Below are 20,495 nucleotides of genomic sequence, written 5' to 3'. Positions count from 1 at the left end.
CTGTGAACAGTCGCCCCCCTTGTGGGAGCGAGCTTGCTCGCGAAGGCGTCGGTACATTCAACAGGGTTGCAAGCTGCTTCCACAGAAAACTACAACAGCACCTCATCCGCCCGACCACCCTCCTCCTGGATCACCAGATGGATGAAATGCAGCTTGGTAATAACGGCGGCCGGTACGACAAACGGGTAGAAATCCGGCTGGCCCATGCTGCGGGACAGTTCGTTGAGCATGCCGGCCAACTCGATCCAGGCGTTGACGAACGAGAGGAAGGCCGTACCGCCAGCGTGCTCGGAATCGTATAGGGTTTCGGGCGGGAACGGCTGGTAGTCGAAATCCATTTCCCGGGCGCTCATACCGAACCCCAGGGCGGTGTCCACCGCGTCCATCATGTGCAGGTAATGGGCCCAGGTTTCCGCCCAGTCCTCCCACGGGTGCATGGTGGCATAGGCGCTGACGTAGCGGGTTTGCCAGTCCAGCGGCGCGCCTTGCTGGTAGTGCCGCTCCAGGGCTTCGGCGTAGCTGACGCGCTCATCGCCGAACAGCTCGCGAAAGGCTTCGAGCCAGTGGCTGTTGGCGATCAGCCGGTCCCAGTAATAGTGCCCCACCTCATGCCGGAAATGCCCGAGCAAGGTGCGATACGGCTCACGCATCTGCTGGCGCACGTATTCTCGATGGGCATCGTCAGCTTCTTTGATGTCAAGGGTGATCAGCCCGCTGGCGTGACCGGTGGTGGGTGGCGTGCCGTCGGGGTCGACACCGATGAAATCAAACGCCAAGCCGATGTTTTCGTCGACGGTTTTCGGGATGACAGGCAAGCCGAAAGTAATCAGTTGCGCGACCAGTCGACGCTTGGCGGTCTCGACCTTGCGCCAGCGTTCTGGGTTTTCCGGGATCGACAGGTCGGGAATGGTGCGGTTCAGGCTACAGGCGACGCACAGGGTGTCGTGCCCGTTGTCCGGCAGCAGCCAATTACAGGCCGCCGCGGTGTCGAGGTTGGCGCAACGGCGGAACAGCCCGGCCTGGGGATCAGCGTCCAGCGTCCAGGTCCCGGCTTGCTCGCCAGGTTGCAAGGACGTCAGGCGACTCTGCTCAGGTTGATAACCCAGCGCCGCCAGGCAGGCCAGGCATTGGCTATTGCGAAAAAACAACGACTGGCCACAGCGGCACGGCCAGACCTTGCTGTTACGTGACCGATCGCCCAGGAACGGCGCGGCGATGCGTGAGCTCAGTTGTTCGAAGACGCGGTACATGGCGATCTCTCCCTGGAGCCTGCAAGACTAGATCACCTTACGTTCATGATCGTTCCAACGCGTTGCGTCATAGACCGTGGGGAGGGAGCTTGCTCCCGCTGGGCTGCACTGTAGGAGCTGTCGAGTGCAACGAGGCTGCGATCTTTCCACTGCCCATTGAGTCGTGAGCGAAAGATCAAGATCAAAAGATCGCAGGCTTCGCCAGCTCCTACAGAGCCCAGCGGGAGCAAGCTCCCTCGCCACAAAAAGCCGAGCGCCCTCAGAACGCGATGCCATGCCCAGTCAAGAAATCGACAAAGGCTTGTTCATCCAGCACCTTGAGCCCCAGCTCGTTGGCCTTGGTCAATTTCGAGCCCGCCCCCGGCCCCGCCACCACGCAGTGGGTTTTCGCCGACACGGAACCGGCGACCTTCGCCCCCAGGCTCTCCAGCTTGTCCTTGGCGACGTCGCGACTCATCAACTCCAGCGAACCGGTCAGCACCCAGGTATGCCCCGCCTCGGGCAAGCCTTCGACGACCTTCTTCTCGCTCTGCCAATGCATGCCAAAGTCGCGCAACTGTTGTTCCGCTGCCTCGGCCTGCTGACGGTTGGTGGCAATGGCGAAGAACTCGCGCACGGCGTTGGCCTGCTTTTCCGGCAACGCCTGGCGCATGTCCAGCCAGTCGGCATTCATCACCGCTTCGAGTGAACCGAACTTGTCTGCCAGTTTCTGCGCCCCGCCCGGCCCGACCGAGGGGATGTTCAGCTTGTCGAGAAAGCCGCCCAGGGTCGTGCTGGCGGAGAACTCGGCGCCCAACTCGCCTTGGTCCTGGATCTCGAGACCGTGGCGCAGCAGGTCCTTGATCACCTGGCGGTTGTGTGGGTCCTCGAAGAAGCTGTGGATCTCGTGGGCCACTTCCAGGCCGACGTCGGGCAAGTAGGTGAGCACCTGGGGCAAAGCCGCCTGCACACGCTCCAGCGAACCAAGAGAGCGAGCCAGGACCTTGGCGGTTTCCTCACCCACGTCCGGGATACCGAGGGCGTAGACGAAACGCGCCAGGCTCGGCTTCTTGCTATCGACAATGGCCGCCAGCAGGTTCTTGCTCGACAGTTCGGCGAAACCCTCCAGGTCGACCACCTGCTCGAAGGTCAGGGCATACAGATCGGCAGGCGAACCCACCAGGCCCTCGTCCACCAGTTGCTCGACGCTCTTCTCGCCCAGGCCCTCGATGTCCATGGCCCGACGCGAGACGAAGTGAATGATCGCCTGCTTGAGCTGCGCACCACAGGCCAGGCGACCGACGCAGCGGTACACCGCGCCTTCGCTGATGGTTTCACGGCCCTTGCTGCGCTTGATCAGTTGCGTGCGCTCGACATGGGAACCACATACCGGGCACTGCTGGGGGATCTCCACGGGGCGGGCATCGTCCGGGCGGCGCTCGGTGATCACTTGCACCACTTGCGGGATCACGTCACCGGCACGACGGATGATCACGGTGTCGCCGATCATCAGGCCCAGACGCGCCACTTCGTCCATGTTGTGCAAGGTGGCGTTGGCCACGGTCACGCCAGCGACCTTGACCGGCTTGAGGCGCGCCACGGGCGTGACAGCACCGGTGCGGCCGACCTGGAACTCGACGTCCAGCAACTCGGTGAGTTCTTCAGAGGCCGGGAATTTATGAGCGATGGCCCAGCGTGGCTCCCGGGCGCGGAAACCGAGCTCGCGCTGAGAGGCGATGCTGTTGACCTTGAACACCACCCCGTCGATCTCATAAGGCAACGCGTTGCGCCGCTCGCCGATGTCGCGGTAGTAATCCAGGCATTCGTCAATACCGTGGGCCAGCTTCAATTCACGGCTGATGGGCAGGCCCCAGGCCTTGAGCTGCTTGAGATTGCCAATATGGGTATCGGCAATGTCCGCGGTCACCTGGCCGATACCGTAGCAGCAGAATTCCAGCGGGCGGTTGGCGGTGATCTTGGAATCCAGCTGGCGCAGGCTCCCCGCCGCCGCGTTGCGCGGGTTGGCGAAGGTCTTGCCACCCGCTTCCAGTTGCGTAGCGTTGAGGCGCTCGAAGCCGGCCTTGGACATGTACACCTCACCGCGCACTTCCAACACTGGCGGCCAGCCGCTGCCCTGCAACTTGAGGGGGATATTGCGCACGGTACGCACGTTGACGCTGATGTCCTCGCCCGTGGTGCCATCACCGCGCGTGGCTCCGCGCACCAGCATGCCGTCCTGATACAACAGGCTGACCGCCAGGCCATCGAGCTTCGGCTCGCAGCTGTATTCCACCGCCGCGCCACCGCCCAGCAAATCGCCCATGGGCAGGTCGAGACCTTCCGTCACCCGCCGGTCGAATTCGCGCATGGTGGTTTCGTCGAAGGCGTTGCCCAGGCTGAGCATCGGGATCTCGTGACGCACCTGGCTGAACGCCGACAGCGCCACGCTGCCGACGCGCTGGGTCGGGGAATCACTGGTCACCAATTCCGGGTGTTGCTCTTCCAGGGCCTTGAGCTCGTGGAACAAGCGGTCGTACTCGGCGTCCGGGATGCTCGGCTCGTCGAGGACGTGGTAGCGGTAGTTGTGCTGATCCAGCTCGGTACGCAGCTTTTGGATGCGGGTTTCAACGGCGTTCATGGGTGTTCTCTCATAAAGCAAAAGAGCAGCCTAAGCTGCTCATTCTCAATACTTCGATCGCATGCAGGCGCTGTAGGAGCTGACGAGTGCAACGAGGCTGCGATCTTTTGATCTTTCGCTCACGACCCAATCGTCAGTGGAAAGATCGCAGCCTCGTTGCACTCGTCAGCTCCTACAAGCCAGCGATCTTTGGCCTCAGCGCTTCTGGGTCAGCGCCCGGCGCTCGAATTCGACGATGCGCTGGCGGTAGTGCTCGATGGTCTGGGCAGTCAGCACGCTGCGCTGGTCATCCTTGAGTTCACCATTGAGCTCCTGGGACAGCTTGCGAGCCGCGGCCACCATCACGTCGAAGGCTTGCTTGGGATGACGTGGGCCCGGCAGGCCGAGGAAGAAACTCACCGCCGGCGTGCTGAAATGATCGATGTCGTCCAGGTCGAACACGCCAGGCTTGACGGCGTTGGCCATGGAGAACAGCACCTCGCCGTTGCCGGCCATGCTCTCGTGACGATGGAAAATGTCCATTTCGCCGAAACGCAGGCCGCTTTCCAGGATGTTCTGCAGCAACGCCGGGCCCTTGAAGCCGGCCGGGTCGCGGCAGATCACGCTGATCACCAGCACTTCTTCAGCCTGGGCCTGATCCTTGTCGGCGCTCGAGGTTTTGTTCTCGTCCGGGAAGTCGCTGTCGCGACTGCTGAAGCTCGGACCACCATCCAGGTCGAGGTTCAGGTTCAAATCACCCTGGGATGGCTCGCTGTTGCGCTTGCCGCGCTTGGAACCCGATTCCCGTGGCTCACGGGCAGGCGCGCTCATAGACGGCAAGTCGTGTTCGTCCAGCTGCGGTTCCTTGTGGGTGTCCAGCACCCGGGGCGGGCCCAGCAGCTCGGCGCTGTCGTCCTCATCGGGCAGGTTCGACAGGCTGCGGTCCAGGCGAAACTTCAGCTTCCCCTTGCCGCCGCGCATGCGGCGCCAGCCGTCGAAAAGAATACCGGCAATGACAATGATGCCGATGACGATCAGCCACTCGCGCAGACCGATTTCCATGTAATCCCGTGCCTCTATAAAAATGCTGAAAAATAAGGGGCTTAGCTATTTGCAAACCGCTTTAAAACGTGGCGCCAACTCTATGTTCTGAATGGCCTTTTGCCCACGCATACGAAAAATTGACATTAAACTAGCACGACCAAAGATAACTTTACACCGTCTGTCGCACAGGCTTGTGCCCAAACTGTGATTTGAACAACAGGCCCAAGGGTAAAAAATACCTATAGCGCTCCAAGTAGAAGCCCTGCAACCCGTTCTTCAGGCATCCACCATGGCCATGGCCTCCTCCACATCCACCGCCACCAGCCGCGAACAGCCCGGCTCATGCATGGTCACACCCATCAACTGATCGGCCATTTCCATGGCGATCTTGTTGTGGGTGATGTAGATGAATTGCACCGTTTCAGACATCTCCTTCACCAGCCGTGCGTAACGGCCTACGTTGGCGTCGTCCAGTGGTGCGTCGACTTCGTCGAGCATGCAGAACGGCGCCGGGTTCAATTTGAAGATGGCAAAGACCAGGGCCAGCGCGGTCAGCGCCTTTTCGCCCCCGGAGAGCAAATGGATGGTGCTGTTCTTCTTGCCAGGAGGACGCGCCATGATTGTCACCCCTGTATCGAGTAGATCTTCGCCCGTCAGTTCCAAGTAAGCGCTGCCGCCACCGAAAACTTTTGGGAAAAGTGCCTGCAAACCGCCGTTGATCTGATCAAAGGTATCCTTGAAGCGGTTGCGGGTTTCCTTGTCGATCTTGCGAATGACGTTTTCCAGGGTCTCCAGCGCTTCCACCAGATCGTCGTTCTGGGCGTCCAGGTAGCGCTTGCGCTCGGACTGCTGCTGGTACTCGTCAATGGCCGCCAGGTTGATTGCCCCCAGGCGCTGGATACGCTGGGCAATGCGTTCCAGCTCCTCCTCGGCGTCCTTCTCGTTCGCCCCGGCCACCAAGGTGGCGAGCACGCCGTCGAGGTCGTAGCCATCTTCGAGCAATTGGTCCTGCAAGGCTTTGCGCCGCACCGTCAGGGCTTGCCACTCCATGCGCTGCTGTTCCATCTGGCCGCGAATCAGTTGCGATTGCTGCTCGGCCTGGCTACGGCGCTTTTCGGCGTCGCGCAGTTCGCGGTCGGCGTCCTCCAGGGCGATCTGCGCCGTCTTGAGCTCCTCGTCGACGCTCATGCGCTTGTCGAGTAATTCTTCGAGCTTGAGACGCAGCTCTTCCAGCGGCGCTTCGCCCTCCTCCAGATTGAGGCTCAACTGCTCGCGTTTTTCGGTCAGGCGTTCGGACTGCATTTCCAGCCGCTCCAACGCCTGGCGCGTGGAATCGTGCTGGGCCTTGAGCGAGCCCAGGCGCACCGCCAACTGATGGGCATGGTCCTTGTGCTGGCGTGCTTCCTGGCGCACCCGGTCCAGGCGCTCGCGCAGACTGTCACGCTGGGCCAGCAGCAGTTCACGCTGCTCGGTGTCCAGCGCCATGGCATCGAGGGCGTCTTGCAGCTGCAAACGCGCCTCGCCGATCTGTTCGTGCTCCAACGCCCGCTGCTCGCCCAGTTCGGCGATTTCTTCTTCAAGGCGGGTGCGGCGCAACGCCAGCTGCTCGACCTTGGCCTTGCCGGCCGACAACTGCGCCTTGAGCTCGCCTTGCTGGCGCGCTTCATCCTGCAACAGCCGCCGCAGGTGTTCGCGGCCGTTCTCCTGCTGACGCTGTTGCGCCCGCAGGTTCTGCAATTCAGTTTCCAGGGCTTCGACGCTGGCCTCGCGCTCCTCGCGCTCGGCGCCCAGGCGCTGGATTTCCTGGCCACGGGCGAGCATGCCGCTCTCGGCTTCGCTGGCCCGGCGCACCCGCAGGAAATGCCGGCCAACCCAATAGCCGTCACGACTGATCAGGCTTTCGCCGGCCGCCAACTGCCCACGCTGGGCCAAGGCCTGTTCAAGGCTGTCCACCGGCTTGACCTGCCCGAGCCAGGGCGACAGGTCGACCTGGGCCTCGACCTTGTCCAGCAAGCTGCCGGGGATTCGTACGCCGTCGCCAGCCGGGCTGAGCAGGCGCAGATCGCCCTGGGTGAAACCCGACAGGTCGAAGCCGCCGAAGTCATCCACCAGTACTGCTTGCAGGTCGGCACCCAGCACGGTTTCCACCGCCAGCTCCCAACCGGCATCGACCTTCAGGCCCTCGGCCAGTCGCGGACGCTCGGCCAGATGCTGGTCGCGCAGCCATTCGGCGGTGCCGGTGCCTGGGTCCAGCGCGGCTTGCTGCAAGGCTTCCAGCGAAGCCAAACGCCCATTGAGCCGCTGCAATTCGCCCTGGCCCTGCTGCTGGTTCTGCAAGGCCACTTGCAAGGCCTGGCGCAGTTGCTCAAGCCGTTCGACCTGGGCGTCTTCGCTGGCCTGCAAGTCTTCGAGGGTGGCTTCGCTGGCCGCCAGTTGCTCGCTCAGGTCCAGAATCGCCGCGTCTTCCGGATCCGCCGCGAGCAAGGTGCGCTCTTCGGACAGACGGCGCTGACGTTCGGCCAGGCGCTCCATGCTGGTTTCCAACTGCTGGATGCGCGACTGCTGGACTTCAGCCTGACGCCGCGGCTCGGCCGAGGTCAGGTTGAAACTGTCCCACTGCTCTTGCCAGCCGTGCATGGTCAGCTCGGCTTCTTCCAGGGCCGCGGCGGCCTCTTCGGCGGCGGCGCTGGTGATTTCCTGCTCTGGCGTGAGCCGGTCGAGTTCTTCGCCAAGGGTCAGCAGCAGCGTGCGGTCGTGGCCCAGGTGCGACTCGGTTTCCAGGCGCGCCCGCTCGGCTTCCTTCAAGTCATCCTGCAACTGCCGCAGCCGTTGCTGACCATGCTGGATGCTCTGCTCGACCCGGGCGATGTCGCCCCCCACGGAATAGAAGCGCCCCTGCACCAGATTGAAGCGCTCGGACAGGTCATGGTGACCGTCGCGCAGGCGTTCGATGGCGGCGTCGGCGTTGCGTTGTTCGGCTACCAGGGCTTCGAAGCTGACTTCCTGGTTGCCGATGATCGCCTCACGCTGGCCGACCTGCTCGTTCAGCGCCTGCCAGCGCAGGGCCGAAAGCTGGGCCTTGAGCTGGCGCTCCTCGCCCTTGTATTCCTGGTACTTCTTCGCGGCCTCGGCCTGACGGTGCAAACGCTCGAGTTGGCGTTCGAGTTCTTCGCGCAGGTCGGTCAGCCGCGCGAGGTTCTCGTGGGTGCGACGAATGCGATTTTCGGTCTCGCGCCGCCGCTCCTTGTATTTGGAAATACCGGCGGCTTCTTCAATGAAGTTGCGCAGGTCTTCGGGCTTGGCCTCGATCAGCTTGGAGATCATGCCCTGTTCGATGATCGAGTAGCTGCGCGGGCCCAGGCCGGTGCCGAGGAAGATATCGGTGATGTCGCGACGCCGGCACTTGGTGCCGTTGAGGAAATAGCTGTTCTGGCTGTCGCGGGTCACTTTGCGACGAATGGAGATTTCCGCATAGGCCGCGTATTCACCCACCAGCGTGCCGTCGGAGTTATCGAACACCAACTCGATGCTGGCCTGGCTCACCGGCTTGCGACTGGTGGAGCCGTTGAAGATGACGTCGGTCATCGACTCGCCGCGCAGGTTCTTGGCCGAACTTTCGCCCATCACCCAGCGCACGGCGTCGATGATGTTCGACTTGCCGCAACCATTGGGCCCGACCACCGCCGCCATGTTACTTGGGAAGTTCACCGTGGTCGGGTCGACGAAGGATTTGAACCCCGCCAACTTGATGCACTTGAGCCGCACGTTCAGGCCTTCGTCAGTGCAGAGACCACCAGGTCGCAACTGCGCTGGGCGTAGGCCGTGAGCACGATGCGGATCTGCGGCAAATCACGGGCCAGCACGGCGGCGAGCAGGCGCTGGAACAGGTCGAGGAACTCGCTCATTTCCGCCTTGCGCTGGTCCAGGGCCAGGAAATAGGCACGGCTCATGGCCGGTTGCAGGTTCTCGACGGTTTCCTGCAAGTACGGGTTGTTGGCAAAGGGATAGGCGGCGCGCATCACACTGAAGCTTTCATCGACGAAGGTGCGGATGTCCTGGCGCGCGTAGGCCTCGTTGAGACGCTGCTGGATCGCCACGAACGGTGCCATGTCGACTTGCTCTTTCCAGCCATGGGCCACGGCGTTGCCCAGCAGGATGTACAGCTCGCTCATCAACGTGCAGAGGCTGCGCACCTTGTGCTCGGTGAGTTCGGTGACGTGGGCGCCGCGGCGCGGCAGGATCGCGATCAAGTGGCGTCGTTCCAGGATCAGCAAGGCCTCGCGGACCGAACCGCGGCTGACGTTGAGCGCCAGCGTGACCTTCTGCTCCTGGATGCGCTCTCCCGGTTTCATTTCGCCGCGAATGATGCGTTCGGCGAGGTGATGGGCGATTTGCTCGGCGAGGCTGTCCGGGGCCTTGAACGTCATGGTTGTCCTTCAAACTCTTCGATTTGCACAAGCGGCGCAGTGTAGCGCACTCGATACGTCATGGCGCAGGGCCTGTACCGGGTTTTTGGCACGATTCAAGCAAAAAAAGTTTGAGCGTTCCTGCTGAAACAGAACCTGTGGAAGAACCTGTGGGAGCGCGCTTACTCGCGATAGCGGTATATCAGCTTGCATCCATACTGAATGTACCGCCGTCATCGCGAGCAAGCTCGGCTCCCACAGGGTTCTACAGTGTCCATCGATCGTTGTTCATCGACCAAAGAGATTTTCTTGACCTTTAAGTCAGAAAATCGTTGACCGAAAAGTCAGACCTGATAAATTCAGGCCCACGTCGATACAACAATAATGAGTCTGCGAGGCCTTCCGTGATCCAGTTTTTACTCAACCAGGAACTCCGTAGCGAGCACGCCCTGGACCCGAACCTGACCGTGCTCAACTATTTGCGCGAACACGTTGGCAAACCAGGCACCAAAGAAGGCTGCGCCAGTGGCGACTGTGGCGCGTGCACTGTGGTGGTAGGCGAATTGGAAACGGACGCCGATGGCCGTGAACGCATTCGCTATCGCAGCCTCAATGCATGCATGACCTTCGTCTCGTCCCTGCACGGCAAGCAACTGATCAGCGTCGAAGACCTCAAGCACCAGGGCCAATTGCACAGCGTCCAGCAGGCGATGGTCGATTGCCACGGCTCGCAATGCGGCTTTTGCACACCAGGCTTCGTCATGTCGCTGTTCGCCCTGCAAAAGAACAGCGAACAACCCGACGCCCATAAAGCCCACGAAGCCCTGGCCGGCAATCTCTGCCGTTGCACCGGCTACCGGCCGATCCTGGCCGCCGCCGAGCAGGCCTGCTGTGGCAAACAACCCGACCAGTTCGATGCCCGTGAGGCCGAGACTATCGCCCGCCTCAAAGCCATTGCGCCGACCGAGACCGGTGAGCTCAACAGCGGCGACAAACGCTGCCTGGTGCCACTGACCGTCGCCGACCTGGCCGATCTTTACGACGCCTATCCCCAGGCGCGCCTGCTGGCCGGCGGCACGGACCTGGCCCTGGAAGTCACGCAATTTCACCGCACCCTGCCGGTGATGATCTACGTGGGCAACGTCGCCGAACTCAAGCGTATCGAACGCTTCGACGATCGCCTGGAGATCGGCGCCGCCGCCGCCCTCTCCGATTGCTACGAAGCCCTGAAAGCCGAGTACCCGGACTTTGGCGAACTGCTGCAGCGCTTCGCCTCGCTGCAGATCCGCAACCAGGGCACCCTGGGCGGCAACATCGGCAACGCCTCACCGATTGGCGACTCGCCGCCCCTGCTGATCGCCCTCGGCGCGCAGATCGTGCTGTGCAAGGGCCAGACCCGCCGCACCCTGGCCTTGGAAGACTATTTCATCGACTACCGGGTCACCGCCCGCCAGGAAAGCGAATTCATCGAAAAGATCATCGTGCCGCGGGCCAGCGCCGAACAGGCGTTCCGCGCCTACAAGGTCTCCAAGCGCCTGGACGACGACATTTCCGCCGTATGCGCGGCCTTCAACCTGCGCATCGACAACGGCATGGTCCGCGACGCCCGCGTGGCTTTCGGCGGCATGGCCGCGACCCCAAAACGCGCCAAGCATTGCGAAGCGGTATTGATCGGTGCGCCGTGGACCGAAAGCACCCTCGAACGCGCCTGCGCCGCCCTGGCCGAGGATTTCACGCCGCTGTCGGACTTCCGCGCCAGCAAGGAATACCGCCTGCTCAGTGCCCGCAACCTGTTGCGCAAATACTTCATCGAACTGCAAACGCCGCACATCGAGACTCGGGTGACCGCTTATGTCTAATCATCACACCGTAGAGAAGACCCAAGCCGAACTCGCCGAACTGTTCGCCCGCGACCTGACCACCGGCGTGGGCCGCAGCGTCAAGCACGATAGCGCCGCCAAGCATGTGTCCGGCGAGGCCCAGTACATCGATGACCGCCTGGAATTTCCGAACCAGTTGCACGTCTATGCCCGGCTGTCGGACCGCGCCCACGCCCGGATCATTCGCATCGATACCGCGCCCTGCTACGCCTTCGAAGGCGTGCGCATCGCCATCACCCACCAAGACATCCCCGGCCTGAAGGACATCGGCCCGCTGTTGCCCGGCGATCCGTTGCTGGCCATCGATGACGTGCAGTTCGTCGGCCAACCGGTGCTGGCCGTCGCCGCCAAGGACCTGGACACCGCGCGCAAGGCAGCGATGGCCGCAATCATTGAATACGAAGACCTGGAACCGGTGCTGGACGTGGTCGAGGCCCTGCGCAAGCGGCACTTCGTGCTCGACAGCCACACCCACCAGCGCGGCGATTCGGCCACGGCACTGGCGAGCGCCGAGCATCGCATCCAGGGCTCGCTGCACATCGGCGGCCAGGAACACTTTTACCTGGAAACCCAGATTTCCTCGGTGATGCCCACCGAAGACGGCGGCATGCTCGTCTACTGCTCGACCCAGAACCCCACTGAAGTGCAGAAACTGGTGGCCGAGGTGCTGGGCGTGTCGATGAACAAAGTCGTGGTGGACATGCGCCGCATGGGCGGTGGCTTTGGCGGCAAGGAAACCCAGGCCGCCAGCCCGGCGTGCCTGTGCGCCGTCATCGCACACCTCACCGGGCAGCCGACCAAAATGCGCCTGCCCCGTGTCGAAGACATGCTGATGACCGGCAAGCGCCATCCCTTCTACATCGAATACGACGTCGGCTTCGACAGCTGCGGGCGCCTGCACGGCATCGCCCTGGAACTGGCCGGCAACTGCGGTTGCTCGCCGGACCTGTCGGCCTCGATCGTCGACCGGGCGATGTTCCATGCCGACAACGCCTACTACCTGGGCGATGCGACCATCAACGGCCACCGCTGCAAGACCAACACCGCGTCGAACACCGCTTACCGCGGTTTCGGTGGGCCCCAAGGCATGGTCGCCATCGAAGAGGTGATGGATGCCATCGCCCGGCACCTGGGGCTCGATCCGCTGGCGGTGCGCAAGGCCAACTATTACGGCAAGACCGAACGCAACGTCACCCACTACTACCAGACCGTCGAGCACAACATGCTCGAGGAAATGACCGCCGAGCTTGAAGAAAGCAGCCAGTACGCCGAGCGCCGCGAAGCGATCCGCCGCTACAACGCCAATAGCCCGATCCTGAAAAAAGGCCTGGCACTGACCCCGGTGAAATTCGGCATTTCCTTTACCGCCAGCTTCCTCAATCAGGCAGGCGCCTTGATTCACGTCTACACCGACGGCAGCATCCACCTCAACCATGGCGGCACCGAAATGGGCCAAGGCTTGAACACCAAGGTCGCGCAAGTGGTGGCCGAGGTGTTCCAGGTGGAAATGGACCGCGTGCAAATCACTGCGACCAACACCGACAAGGTGCCGAACACTTCGCCCACCGCCGCCTCCAGCGGTGCCGACCTGAACGGCAAGGCCGCGCAGAACGCCGCCGAAACCATCAAGCGGCGCCTGGTGGAATTCGCCGCGCGACAGTACAAGGTCAGCGAAGAAGATGTGGAATTCCACAACGGCCATGTGCGGGTGCGCGATCACATCCTGAGCTTCGAGGCGCTGGTGCAGCAGGCCTATTTCGCCCAGGTCTCGCTGTCGAGCACCGGCTTCTACAAGACCCCGAAAATCTACTACGACCGCAGCCAGGCCCGAGGCCGACCGTTCTACTACTACGCCTATGGCGCGGCCTGTGCCGAGGTAATCGTCGACACCCTCACCGGCGAGTACAAGATGCTGCGCACTGACATCCTCCACGACGTCGGCGCCTCGCTGAACCCGGCCATCGACATCGGCCAGGTCGAGGGTGGTTTCATCCAGGGCATGGGTTGGCTGACCATGGAAGAACTGGTGTGGAACGACAAGGGCAAGCTAGAGACCTGCGGCCCGGCCAGCTACAAGATCCCCGCCGTGGCCGACATGCCGCTGGACCTGCGGGTCAAGCTGGTGGAAAACCGCAAGAACCCCGAAGACACGGTGTTCCACTCCAAGGCCGTGGGGGAGCCGCCGTTCATGCTCGGCATCGCCGCGTGGTGCGCCATCAAGGACGCCGTGGCGAGCCTGGGGGATTACCAGCACCAGCCGAACATCGACGCCCCGGCAACGCCGGAGCGGGTGTTGTGGGGGTGCGAGCAGATGCGTGGGTTGAAGGCAGTCAAGGTTGAGGAAGCTGAAGCCGAAGTGGCTTCGCTCTAGGACCGCGGCGCGGCTATCGCGAGCAAGCTCGGCTCCCACAGGGATTTTGTTAACCCTGGAGATCCCATGTGGGAGCGAGCTTGCTCGCGATGAGGCCGGAACAGACAAAGAGATGTCGAGGTGAATATGTACAACTGGATCAGCGCCCTCGCCGACCTGCAAACCCGCGGCGAACCCTGCGTGCTGGTGACGATCATCGAAGAGCTCGGCTCCACCCCGCGTAACGCCGGTTCGAAGATGGTCATCAGCGCCAGCCAGACGTTCGACACCATCGGTGGCGGACACCTGGAATACAAGGCCATGGAAATCGCCCGGCACATGCTCGCCAGCGGCCAGCAGAACACCCATCTGGAGCGCTTCAGCCTCGGTGCGAGCCTGGGCCAGTGCTGCGGCGGCGTCACCGTGCTGCTGTTCGAACCCATGGGCCAGGTCCAGGCGCAGATCGCCGTGTTCGGCGCCGGCCACGTCGGCCGCGCCCTGGTGCCGCTGCTGGCGAGCCTGCCCTGCAAGGTGCGCTGGATCGACTCGCGGGAGGCGGAATTCCCCGAACAGCTGCCCCATGGCGTGCGCAAGATCGTCACCGAAGAACCACTGGATGAAGTCGACGAATTGCCCGTCGGCAGCTACTGCATCGTCATGACCCACAACCATCAGCTCGACCTGGAACTGAGCGCCGCGATCCTCAAGCGCAACGACTTTGCCTACTTCGGCCTGATCGGCTCGAAGACCAAACGGGTCAAGTTCGAGCATCGCCTGCGTGATCGTGGTTTTGACAGCAGCACCTTGCAGCGCATGCGTTGCCCGATGGGTATCGGCGAAGTCAAAGGCAAGTTGCCTGTGGAAATCGCCATCTCCATCGCCGGCGAAATCATCGCCACCTATAACGCCGATTTCGGCCAGCAGACCGCCCGCGCCGAACCGATTGCCAAGCTGCTGCCGGCCTCGCGCCGCAGCCAGGCGAACCGTTGAACACTCGTTGAGAATGCCCATGCCCCTGACACGCAAAGCCTACCGCGCCGCCCTGCTCCACAGCCTCGCCGACCCAGCTGAAGTCGGTATCGAGGCGTCCTATGAATATTTCGAGGACGGCTTGCTGGTGGTGGAAAACGGCCAGATCAGCGCCATCGGCCACGCCCGCGACCTGCTGCCGACCCTGGCAGCGGACATCGAAGTCACTCATTACCCGGACGCGCTGATCACCCCTGGTTTGATCGACACCCACATCCACCTGCCGCAGACCGGCATGGTCGGCGCCTATGGCGAGCAATTGCTGGACTGGCTCAACACCTACACCTTCCCCTGCGAAAGCCAGTTCGCCGACAAGGCCCACGCCGATGCCGTGGCTGATATTTTCGTCAAGGAATTGCTGCGCAACGGCACCACCACCGCGCTGGTGTTCGGCAGCGTGCACCCGCAATCGGTGAATTCGTTTTTTGAAGTAGCCCAGAAGCTCGATCTGCGGATGATCGCCGGTAAAGTGATGATGGACCGCAACGCCCCGGACTACCTGATCGACACTGCCGAATCCAGCTACACCGAGAGCAAGGCGCTGATCGAGCGCTGGCACGGCAAGGGCCGCCTGCACTACGCCGTGACCCCACGCTTCGCCCCCACCAGCACCCCGGAACAACTGGCCCTGGCCGGCCAGTTGCTGGGGGAATACCCAGACTTGTACATGCAGACCCACATCAGTGAAAACCTGCAGGAAGTGCAGTGGGTCAAAGAGCTGTTCCCGGAGCGCAAGGGTTATCTGGACGTCTACGATCACTACCAGTTGCTCGGCGAGCGCTCAGTGTTCGCCCATGGCGTGCATTTGTGCGACGACGAATGTGCACGCCTGGCCGAGACCGGCTCGGCCATCGCCTTCTGCCCGACCTCGAACTTTTTTCTCGGCAGCGGCCTGTTCAACCTGCCGATGGCTGAGAGGCATAAAGTGCACGTGGGATTGGGTACCGACGTGGGTGGCGGCACCAGTTTTTCGCTGCTGCAAACCCTGAACGAAGCCTACAAGGTCATGCAGTTGCAGGGCGCGCGGCTGAGCCCGTTCAAGTCGCTGTACCTGGCCACCCTCGGCGGCGCCCGGGCCCTGCGTTTGGAGGACAAAATCGGGACGTTGCAACCGGGTTCCGATGCGGACTTCCTGGTACTGGACTACAACGCCACGCCGCTGCTGGGCTATCGCCTCAAGCAGGCCAAGGACATTGCCGAGCGGTTGTTTGTGTTGATGACGCTGGGAGATGACCGGACGGTGATGCAGACTTTTGCGGCCGGTAAATTGGTGCATCAGCGGTAGATATTTATTGCCTGTTGAATCGCCATCGCGAGCAAGCTCGCTCCCACAAAGGTTATGTGAACGACAGAAATCCACTGTGGGAGCGAGCTTGCTCGCGATTGGCGGTATGACTGATTCAACCCTCAGAGCTTGGCCGGCGACCGCCCAGGCTTCTTGCTCTGCAGCAGGTGCGAGAACACCGCATGCAAGTCATCCGACGCGCTTTCCTCGTCGAGGTTGAGCTTGCTGTCGATGTGGTCCATGTGATGCATCATCAGGTCCACTGCCAGCGTCGCGTCGCGCGCCTCGATGGCGTCGATCAACTGGGTGTGTTCGTCATAGGAACAGTGGGAACGGTTGCCGCTTTCGTACTGGGCGATGATCAGCGACGTCTGGGACACCAGGCTGCGCTGGAAACTGATCAGCGGGGCGTTCTTCGCCGCTTCGGCCAGCTTGAGGTGGAACTCGCCCGACAAACGGATGCCGGCGCCGCGGTCACCGCGGGAGAAACTGTCGCGCTCGTCGCTGACCATCTGCCGCAGCTCAGCCAATTGTTCGGCCGTGGCATGCTGCACCGCCAATTCGGTGATCGCCCTTTCCACCAGGCGCCGGGCCATGAATACCTGGCGAGCCTCTTCGACACTCGGGCTCGCCACCACGGCACCGCGGTTGGGCCGCAGCAACACCACACCTTCGTGGGCCAGGCGTGACAGCGCCCGACGAATGATCGTGCGGCTGACCCCGAAAATCTCCCCCAGTGCCTCTTCGCTCAACTTGGTACCGGGCGCCAGGCGTTGTTCGAGGATGGCCTCGAAGATATGCGCATAGACAATATCGTCCTGGGTTCCGCTGCGGCCGGCTTTACCGGCTCGCGGTTGTTTCTTGAGGGGTTGCAACTGTTCGTTCATGGGCACTCGAGTCGGGAGAACTGCGGCGAATTGACCGTGACTGTAATACGGCACAGCGGGTCGCTGGCAAGTATCGCGTAAAAAACAGCCCGATTGTACACAACCTCTGATGGCAACACGACTGTACGGCTGTTTACGGGCATGGCTGTATTGCAATCGGCTACTGCGTTGAGTTTAGGCTGCAAACCCAAAACCTGCGGCGCGATCAAGCCCAGCCAATCTACAACAAGGACCACCGCCCACCATGACCGAAGTCACGACCACGCCACTTCGTCCATTGGCCGATACCTCGCCTTCAGCCATCGTCGCCGGGTTCATTGCGATGATGACCGGCTACACCAGTTCCTTGGTGCTGATGTTCCAGGCCGGGCAGGCAGCCGGGCTGACCAGCGGGCAGATTTCCTCGTGGATCTGGGCGATCTCCATCGGCATGGCGGTGTGCTCCATCGGGCTATCGCTGCGCTATCGCACACCGATCACCATCGCCTGGTCGACACCCGGCGCAGCGCTGCTGATCACCAGCCTGGGCGGCGTGAGTTATGGCGAGGCCATCGGCGCCTATATCACCTGTGCAGTATTGGTGACGATCTGTGGCCTGACCGGCAGTTTCGAGCGCCTGGTCAAGCGTATTCCAGCCTCGCTGGCGGCGGCGTTGCTGGCGGGGATCCTGTTCAAGATCGGCAGCGAGATCTTCGTCGCCACCCAGCATCGCACCGGCCTGGTGCTGGGGATGTTTTTCACCTATCTGATCGTCAAGCGCCTGTCGCCCCGCTACGCGGTACTGGCAGCGCTGTTGATCGGCACGGCGCTGTCAGGCCTGCTGGGGCTGTTGGACTTCAGCGGCTTTGCCCTGGAAGTCGCGACACCGGTGTGGACCACGCCGCACTTTTCCCTGGCGGCCACCATCAGCATCGGCATTCCGTTGTTCGTGGTGGCGATGACCTCGCAGAACATGCCCGGCATCGCCGTGCTGCGGGCCGACGGTTATAACGTGCCGGCCTCGCCGTTGATCACCAGCACCGGCATCGCTTCGCTACTGCTGGCGCCGTTCGGCTCCCATGGCATCAACCTGGCGGCCATCAGCGCCGCGATCTGCACCGGCCCCCACGCCCACGAAGATCGCAACAAGCGCTACACGGCGGCGGTCTGGTGCGGGATCTTCTACGGGATTGCCGGGGTGTTCGGCGCGACGCTGGCGGCGTTGTTCGCGGCACTGCCCAAGGAGCTGGTGCTGTCCATCGCGGCCTTGGCGCTGTTCGGATCGATCATCAACGGATTGAGCATCGCCATGAGCGAAGTGAAGGAGCGGGAAGCGGCGTTGATCACCTTCATGGTCACGGCGTCGGGGCTGACGCTGTTCTCCATCGGTTCGGCGTTCTGGGGGATTGTGGCGGGGGTGTTGACCTTGCTGATCCTGAACTGGCGTAGCGCTTAAAAGCATCGCGAGCAAGCTCGCTCCCACAGGGGATGTGTGTCGTTCACATCACCACTGTGGGAGCGAGCTTGCTCGCGATAGCGGCCTGAAGGGCAACAGCTACCCAACAGACAGGCACAAAAAAACCGGCGCCCGAAAGGGCTGCCGGTTTCTGACCATCAAGCGACCGGATTGATCGGCTTTTCCGGGTACCAGACGTCCATCAGCGGGCTGACTTCAACGCTGGTCAGCTCAGGACGTGCCTTGAGCCAGGCTTCAACGGCAGCGCGCTGCTCTTCGGAAACCGAGCCACGCTTCTGCAGGCAAACCAGACCGTAGTCGTCGCCGCCGACGTAGCCCAGGCCGTTGGCTTCCATGGCTTCTTTCAGGAAAGCGTCGAGGAAAGCGTCAATAGCCTCATCGGCCAGATCTTCTTTGAAATCCAGGTTCAGTTCGAAACCCAGCTCTTGAAATTCATCCACGCACAGTTTTTTGCGCAGACGCTGGGAACGGTTAGTCGCCATTGGAACAATCCTCATAAGTAATAACGGCCGGCACTTTACCAGTTTGGTGCGCCGATTGCCCGACTGATCGGGCGTATCGACCTACCGTCGGTAAAAAATAGCGGCCGAAGGGCTCAGGCACGGCCCAAGCGGCTGCGGCTTGGGGCATAATGCCGACACTTTCATGACCGTTGAGGGCGTTCATTTTCATGTCCTCGTTATTTTCCCCCTCGCCCGTAGGGTTTTATTTCAAATGATCAAATCTTTGCGTCCACTGCTTCTGGCCAGCCTTCTTCTTCCCCTGGCCCTCCCCGTCACCAGCCACGCCGCCACCATCAACACAGCCCTGTCGCCCAACGTGCAAAAGGCCCTCAAGGCCAGCAAGCTGCAGGACGACGCGCTGTCCCTGGTGATGGTGCCGCTCAACGGTCCCGGCACCCCGACCCTGTACAACGCCGACGTTTCGGTTAACCCCGCTTCCACCATGAAACTGGTGACCACCTACGCGGCCCTGGAGATGCTCGGCCCCAATCACCAGTGGAAAACCGAGTTCTACACCGACGGCACCCTCAGCGGCGGGATCCTCAACGGCAACCTGTACCTCAAGGGCGGCGGCGATCCCAAGCTGAACATGGAAAAACTCTGGCTGCTGATGCGCGACCTGCGGGCCAACGGCGTGCAGCAGGTCACCGGCGACCTGGTGCTGGACCGCGGCTTCTTCATCCAGCCGCAACTGCCCGAATTCAACGACGACGGCAACGACGAAAACAAACCGTTCCTGGTCAAGCCCGACTCGTTGCTGGTCAACCTCAAGGCCCTGCGCTTCGTCGCCCGCAATGACGGCGGCCGGGTGCTGGTGTCGGTGGAGCCGCCGATTGCGAGCATTCGCATCGACAACCAGGTCAAGGCCGTCAACTCCAAGCAATGCGCCGGTGGCGTGCGCTACAACCCGGTGGCCCAGACGGACGGCAGCGTGACGGTGACCGTCGGCGGCCAGCTCGGTGACGGTTGCAGCTCCCAGACCTACCTGTCGCTGCTGGACCATGCCACCTACACCGCAGGAGCGGTGCGGGCGATCTGGAAAGAGCTGGGCGGCAGCATCCAGGGCACGGACCGCCTGGCCGCGACCCCGAGCAACGCCAAGGTGCTGGCCCGGGCATTCTCCCCGGACCTGGCGGAGATCATCCGCGACATCAACAAATACAGTAACAACACCATGGCCCAGCAACTGTTCCTGAGCCTCGGCGCGCAGTTCCGCAACGAAGCCGACGGTGATGACGCCAAGGCCGCGCAACGGGTGGTGCGCCAGTGGTTGGCCAAGAAAGGCATCACCGCACCGCACCTTGTGATGGAGAACGGCTCCGGCCTGTCCCGCGCCGAACGGGTCAGCGCCCGGGAAATGGCGGCCATGCTGCAAGCCGCCTGGCGCAGCCCGTACTCGGCCGAGTTCATCAGCTCGATGCCGATTGCCGGCACCGACGGCACCATGCGCAAACGCCTGAAGACCACCGCCATGGCCGGCGAAGCCCACGTCAAGACCGGCACCCTGAACACCGTCCGAGCCATCGCCGGCTTCAGCCGTGACATCAATGGCAACACCTGGGTGGTGGTGGCGATTCTCAACGATCCAAAACCATGGGGTGCCTCGTCGGTGCTGGACCAGGTGCTGCTGGACCTGTACCGCCAGCCGAAACTGCCGCAGACGGCTTCGGTGCTCTGACACAGCACAAACCCAATGTGGGAGCAAGCTCGCTCCCACACTTGACCTGCCGCGGGCACAAAACTCGTGTGCGAAGCCGACCCAATGTGGGAGCGAGCTTGCTCGCGATAGCGGTATGTCATTCAGTCTAT

General features: G+C 62.3%; 14 protein-coding genes. 6 read left to right on the top strand and 8 right to left on the bottom strand.

Features of this window, described 5'->3' with window-relative positions; all coding sequences use genetic code 11:
* Positions 1-89 precede the first annotated feature (89 nt).
* The 5 genes from QMK47_RS10175 to QMK47_RS10155 all read right to left on the bottom strand — a co-directional run bounded on the left by QMK47_RS10175 (position 90) and on the right by QMK47_RS10155 (position 9,317).
* Positions 90-1,250 (bottom strand): putative zinc-binding metallopeptidase, encoded by a 1,161-nt coding sequence (locus tag QMK47_RS10175; RefSeq protein WP_320390125.1) that lies wholly within the window; start codon positions 1,248-1,250, stop codon positions 90-92.
* Between the two features lie 259 nt (positions 1,251-1,509).
* Positions 1,510-3,867, bottom strand: coding sequence for an NAD-dependent DNA ligase LigA (gene ligA, locus QMK47_RS10170; protein ID WP_320390124.1), 2,358 nt, complete (start codon positions 3,865-3,867; stop codon positions 1,510-1,512).
* Positions 3,868-4,062: 195 nt separating this feature from the next.
* Positions 4,063-4,908, bottom strand: coding sequence for a cell division protein ZipA (zipA, locus tag QMK47_RS10165; RefSeq protein ID WP_058545536.1), 846 nt, complete (start codon positions 4,906-4,908; stop codon positions 4,063-4,065).
* Between the two features lie 258 nt (positions 4,909-5,166).
* Positions 5,167-8,655, bottom strand: a complete 3,489-nt coding sequence (gene smc, locus QMK47_RS10160; protein ID WP_320390123.1) for a chromosome segregation protein SMC — start codon at positions 8,653-8,655, stop codon at positions 5,167-5,169.
* 2 nt (positions 8,656-8,657) lie between these two features.
* Positions 8,658-9,317 (bottom strand): GntR family transcriptional regulator, encoded by a 660-nt coding sequence (locus QMK47_RS10155; protein WP_253472830.1) that lies wholly within the window; start codon positions 9,315-9,317, stop codon positions 8,658-8,660.
* Positions 9,318-9,700: 383 nt separating this feature from the next.
* Here QMK47_RS10155 and xdhA point away from each other — a divergent pair, with 383 nt between their 5' ends.
* The 4 genes from xdhA to guaD all read left to right on the top strand — a co-directional run bounded on the left by xdhA (position 9,701) and on the right by guaD (position 15,840).
* On the top strand, positions 9,701-11,155 hold the full coding sequence (gene xdhA, locus QMK47_RS10150) for a xanthine dehydrogenase small subunit (protein ID WP_320390122.1): 1,455 nt from the start codon (positions 9,701-9,703) through the stop codon (positions 11,153-11,155).
* A complete protein-coding gene (xdhB, locus tag QMK47_RS10145; RefSeq protein WP_320390121.1) occupies positions 11,148-13,547 on the top strand; it encodes a xanthine dehydrogenase molybdopterin binding subunit in 2,400 nt (799 codons plus the stop codon). Before xdhA ends, xdhB begins: the two co-directional genes overlap by 8 nt.
* A 126-nt stretch (positions 13,548-13,673) precedes the next feature.
* Entirely contained in the window at positions 13,674-14,516 is an 843-nt protein-coding gene (gene xdhC / locus QMK47_RS10140; protein ID WP_253472821.1) for a xanthine dehydrogenase accessory protein XdhC, read from the top strand.
* Between the two features lie 19 nt (positions 14,517-14,535).
* Positions 14,536-15,840: a guanine deaminase gene (gene guaD / locus QMK47_RS10135; protein ID WP_253472818.1), complete on the top strand. Its 1,305-nt coding sequence runs from the start codon at positions 14,536-14,538 to the stop codon at positions 15,838-15,840.
* Between the two features lie 122 nt (positions 15,841-15,962).
* On the opposite strand, the gene QMK47_RS10130 is transcribed toward guaD, so the two are convergent.
* A complete protein-coding gene (locus QMK47_RS10130) occupies positions 15,963-16,727 on the bottom strand; it encodes a GntR family transcriptional regulator (protein WP_253472816.1) in 765 nt (254 codons plus the stop codon).
* Between the two features lie 244 nt (positions 16,728-16,971).
* Here QMK47_RS10130 and QMK47_RS10125 point away from each other — a divergent pair, with 244 nt between their 5' ends.
* Positions 16,972-18,162 (top strand): benzoate/H(+) symporter BenE family transporter, encoded by a 1,191-nt coding sequence (locus QMK47_RS10125; protein ID WP_003199555.1) that lies wholly within the window; start codon positions 16,972-16,974, stop codon positions 18,160-18,162.
* Between the two features lie 158 nt (positions 18,163-18,320).
* Here the strand turns inward: QMK47_RS10125 and QMK47_RS10120 are convergent, their stop codons facing one another.
* Both QMK47_RS10120 and QMK47_RS10115 read right to left on the bottom strand, forming a co-directional pair.
* Positions 18,321-18,665, bottom strand: coding sequence for a YggL family protein (locus QMK47_RS10120; protein WP_003199553.1), 345 nt, complete (start codon positions 18,663-18,665; stop codon positions 18,321-18,323).
* Entirely contained in the window at positions 18,655-18,849 is a 195-nt protein-coding gene (locus QMK47_RS10115; RefSeq protein ID WP_253472813.1) for a hypothetical protein, read from the bottom strand. The genes QMK47_RS10120 and QMK47_RS10115 overlap by 11 nt, the downstream gene beginning before the upstream one ends.
* Positions 18,850-18,897: 48 nt before the next feature.
* On the opposite strand from QMK47_RS10115, the gene dacB reads away from it, so the two are divergent.
* Positions 18,898-20,364 carry a D-alanyl-D-alanine carboxypeptidase/D-alanyl-D-alanine-endopeptidase gene (dacB, locus tag QMK47_RS10110; RefSeq protein WP_214508874.1) on the top strand — a complete coding sequence of 489 codons (1,467 nt, stop codon included), beginning with the start codon at positions 18,898-18,900 and terminating at the stop codon, positions 20,362-20,364.
* The last annotated feature ends 131 nt before the right edge of the window (positions 20,365-20,495 follow it).

The sequence above is a fragment of the Pseudomonas sp. P9_35 genome, from assembly GCF_034008205.1.
Classification (GTDB): Bacteria; Pseudomonadota; Gammaproteobacteria; order Pseudomonadales; family Pseudomonadaceae; genus Aquipseudomonas; species Aquipseudomonas kilonensis.
This window is presented reverse-complemented; position numbering and strand designations above follow the sequence as displayed.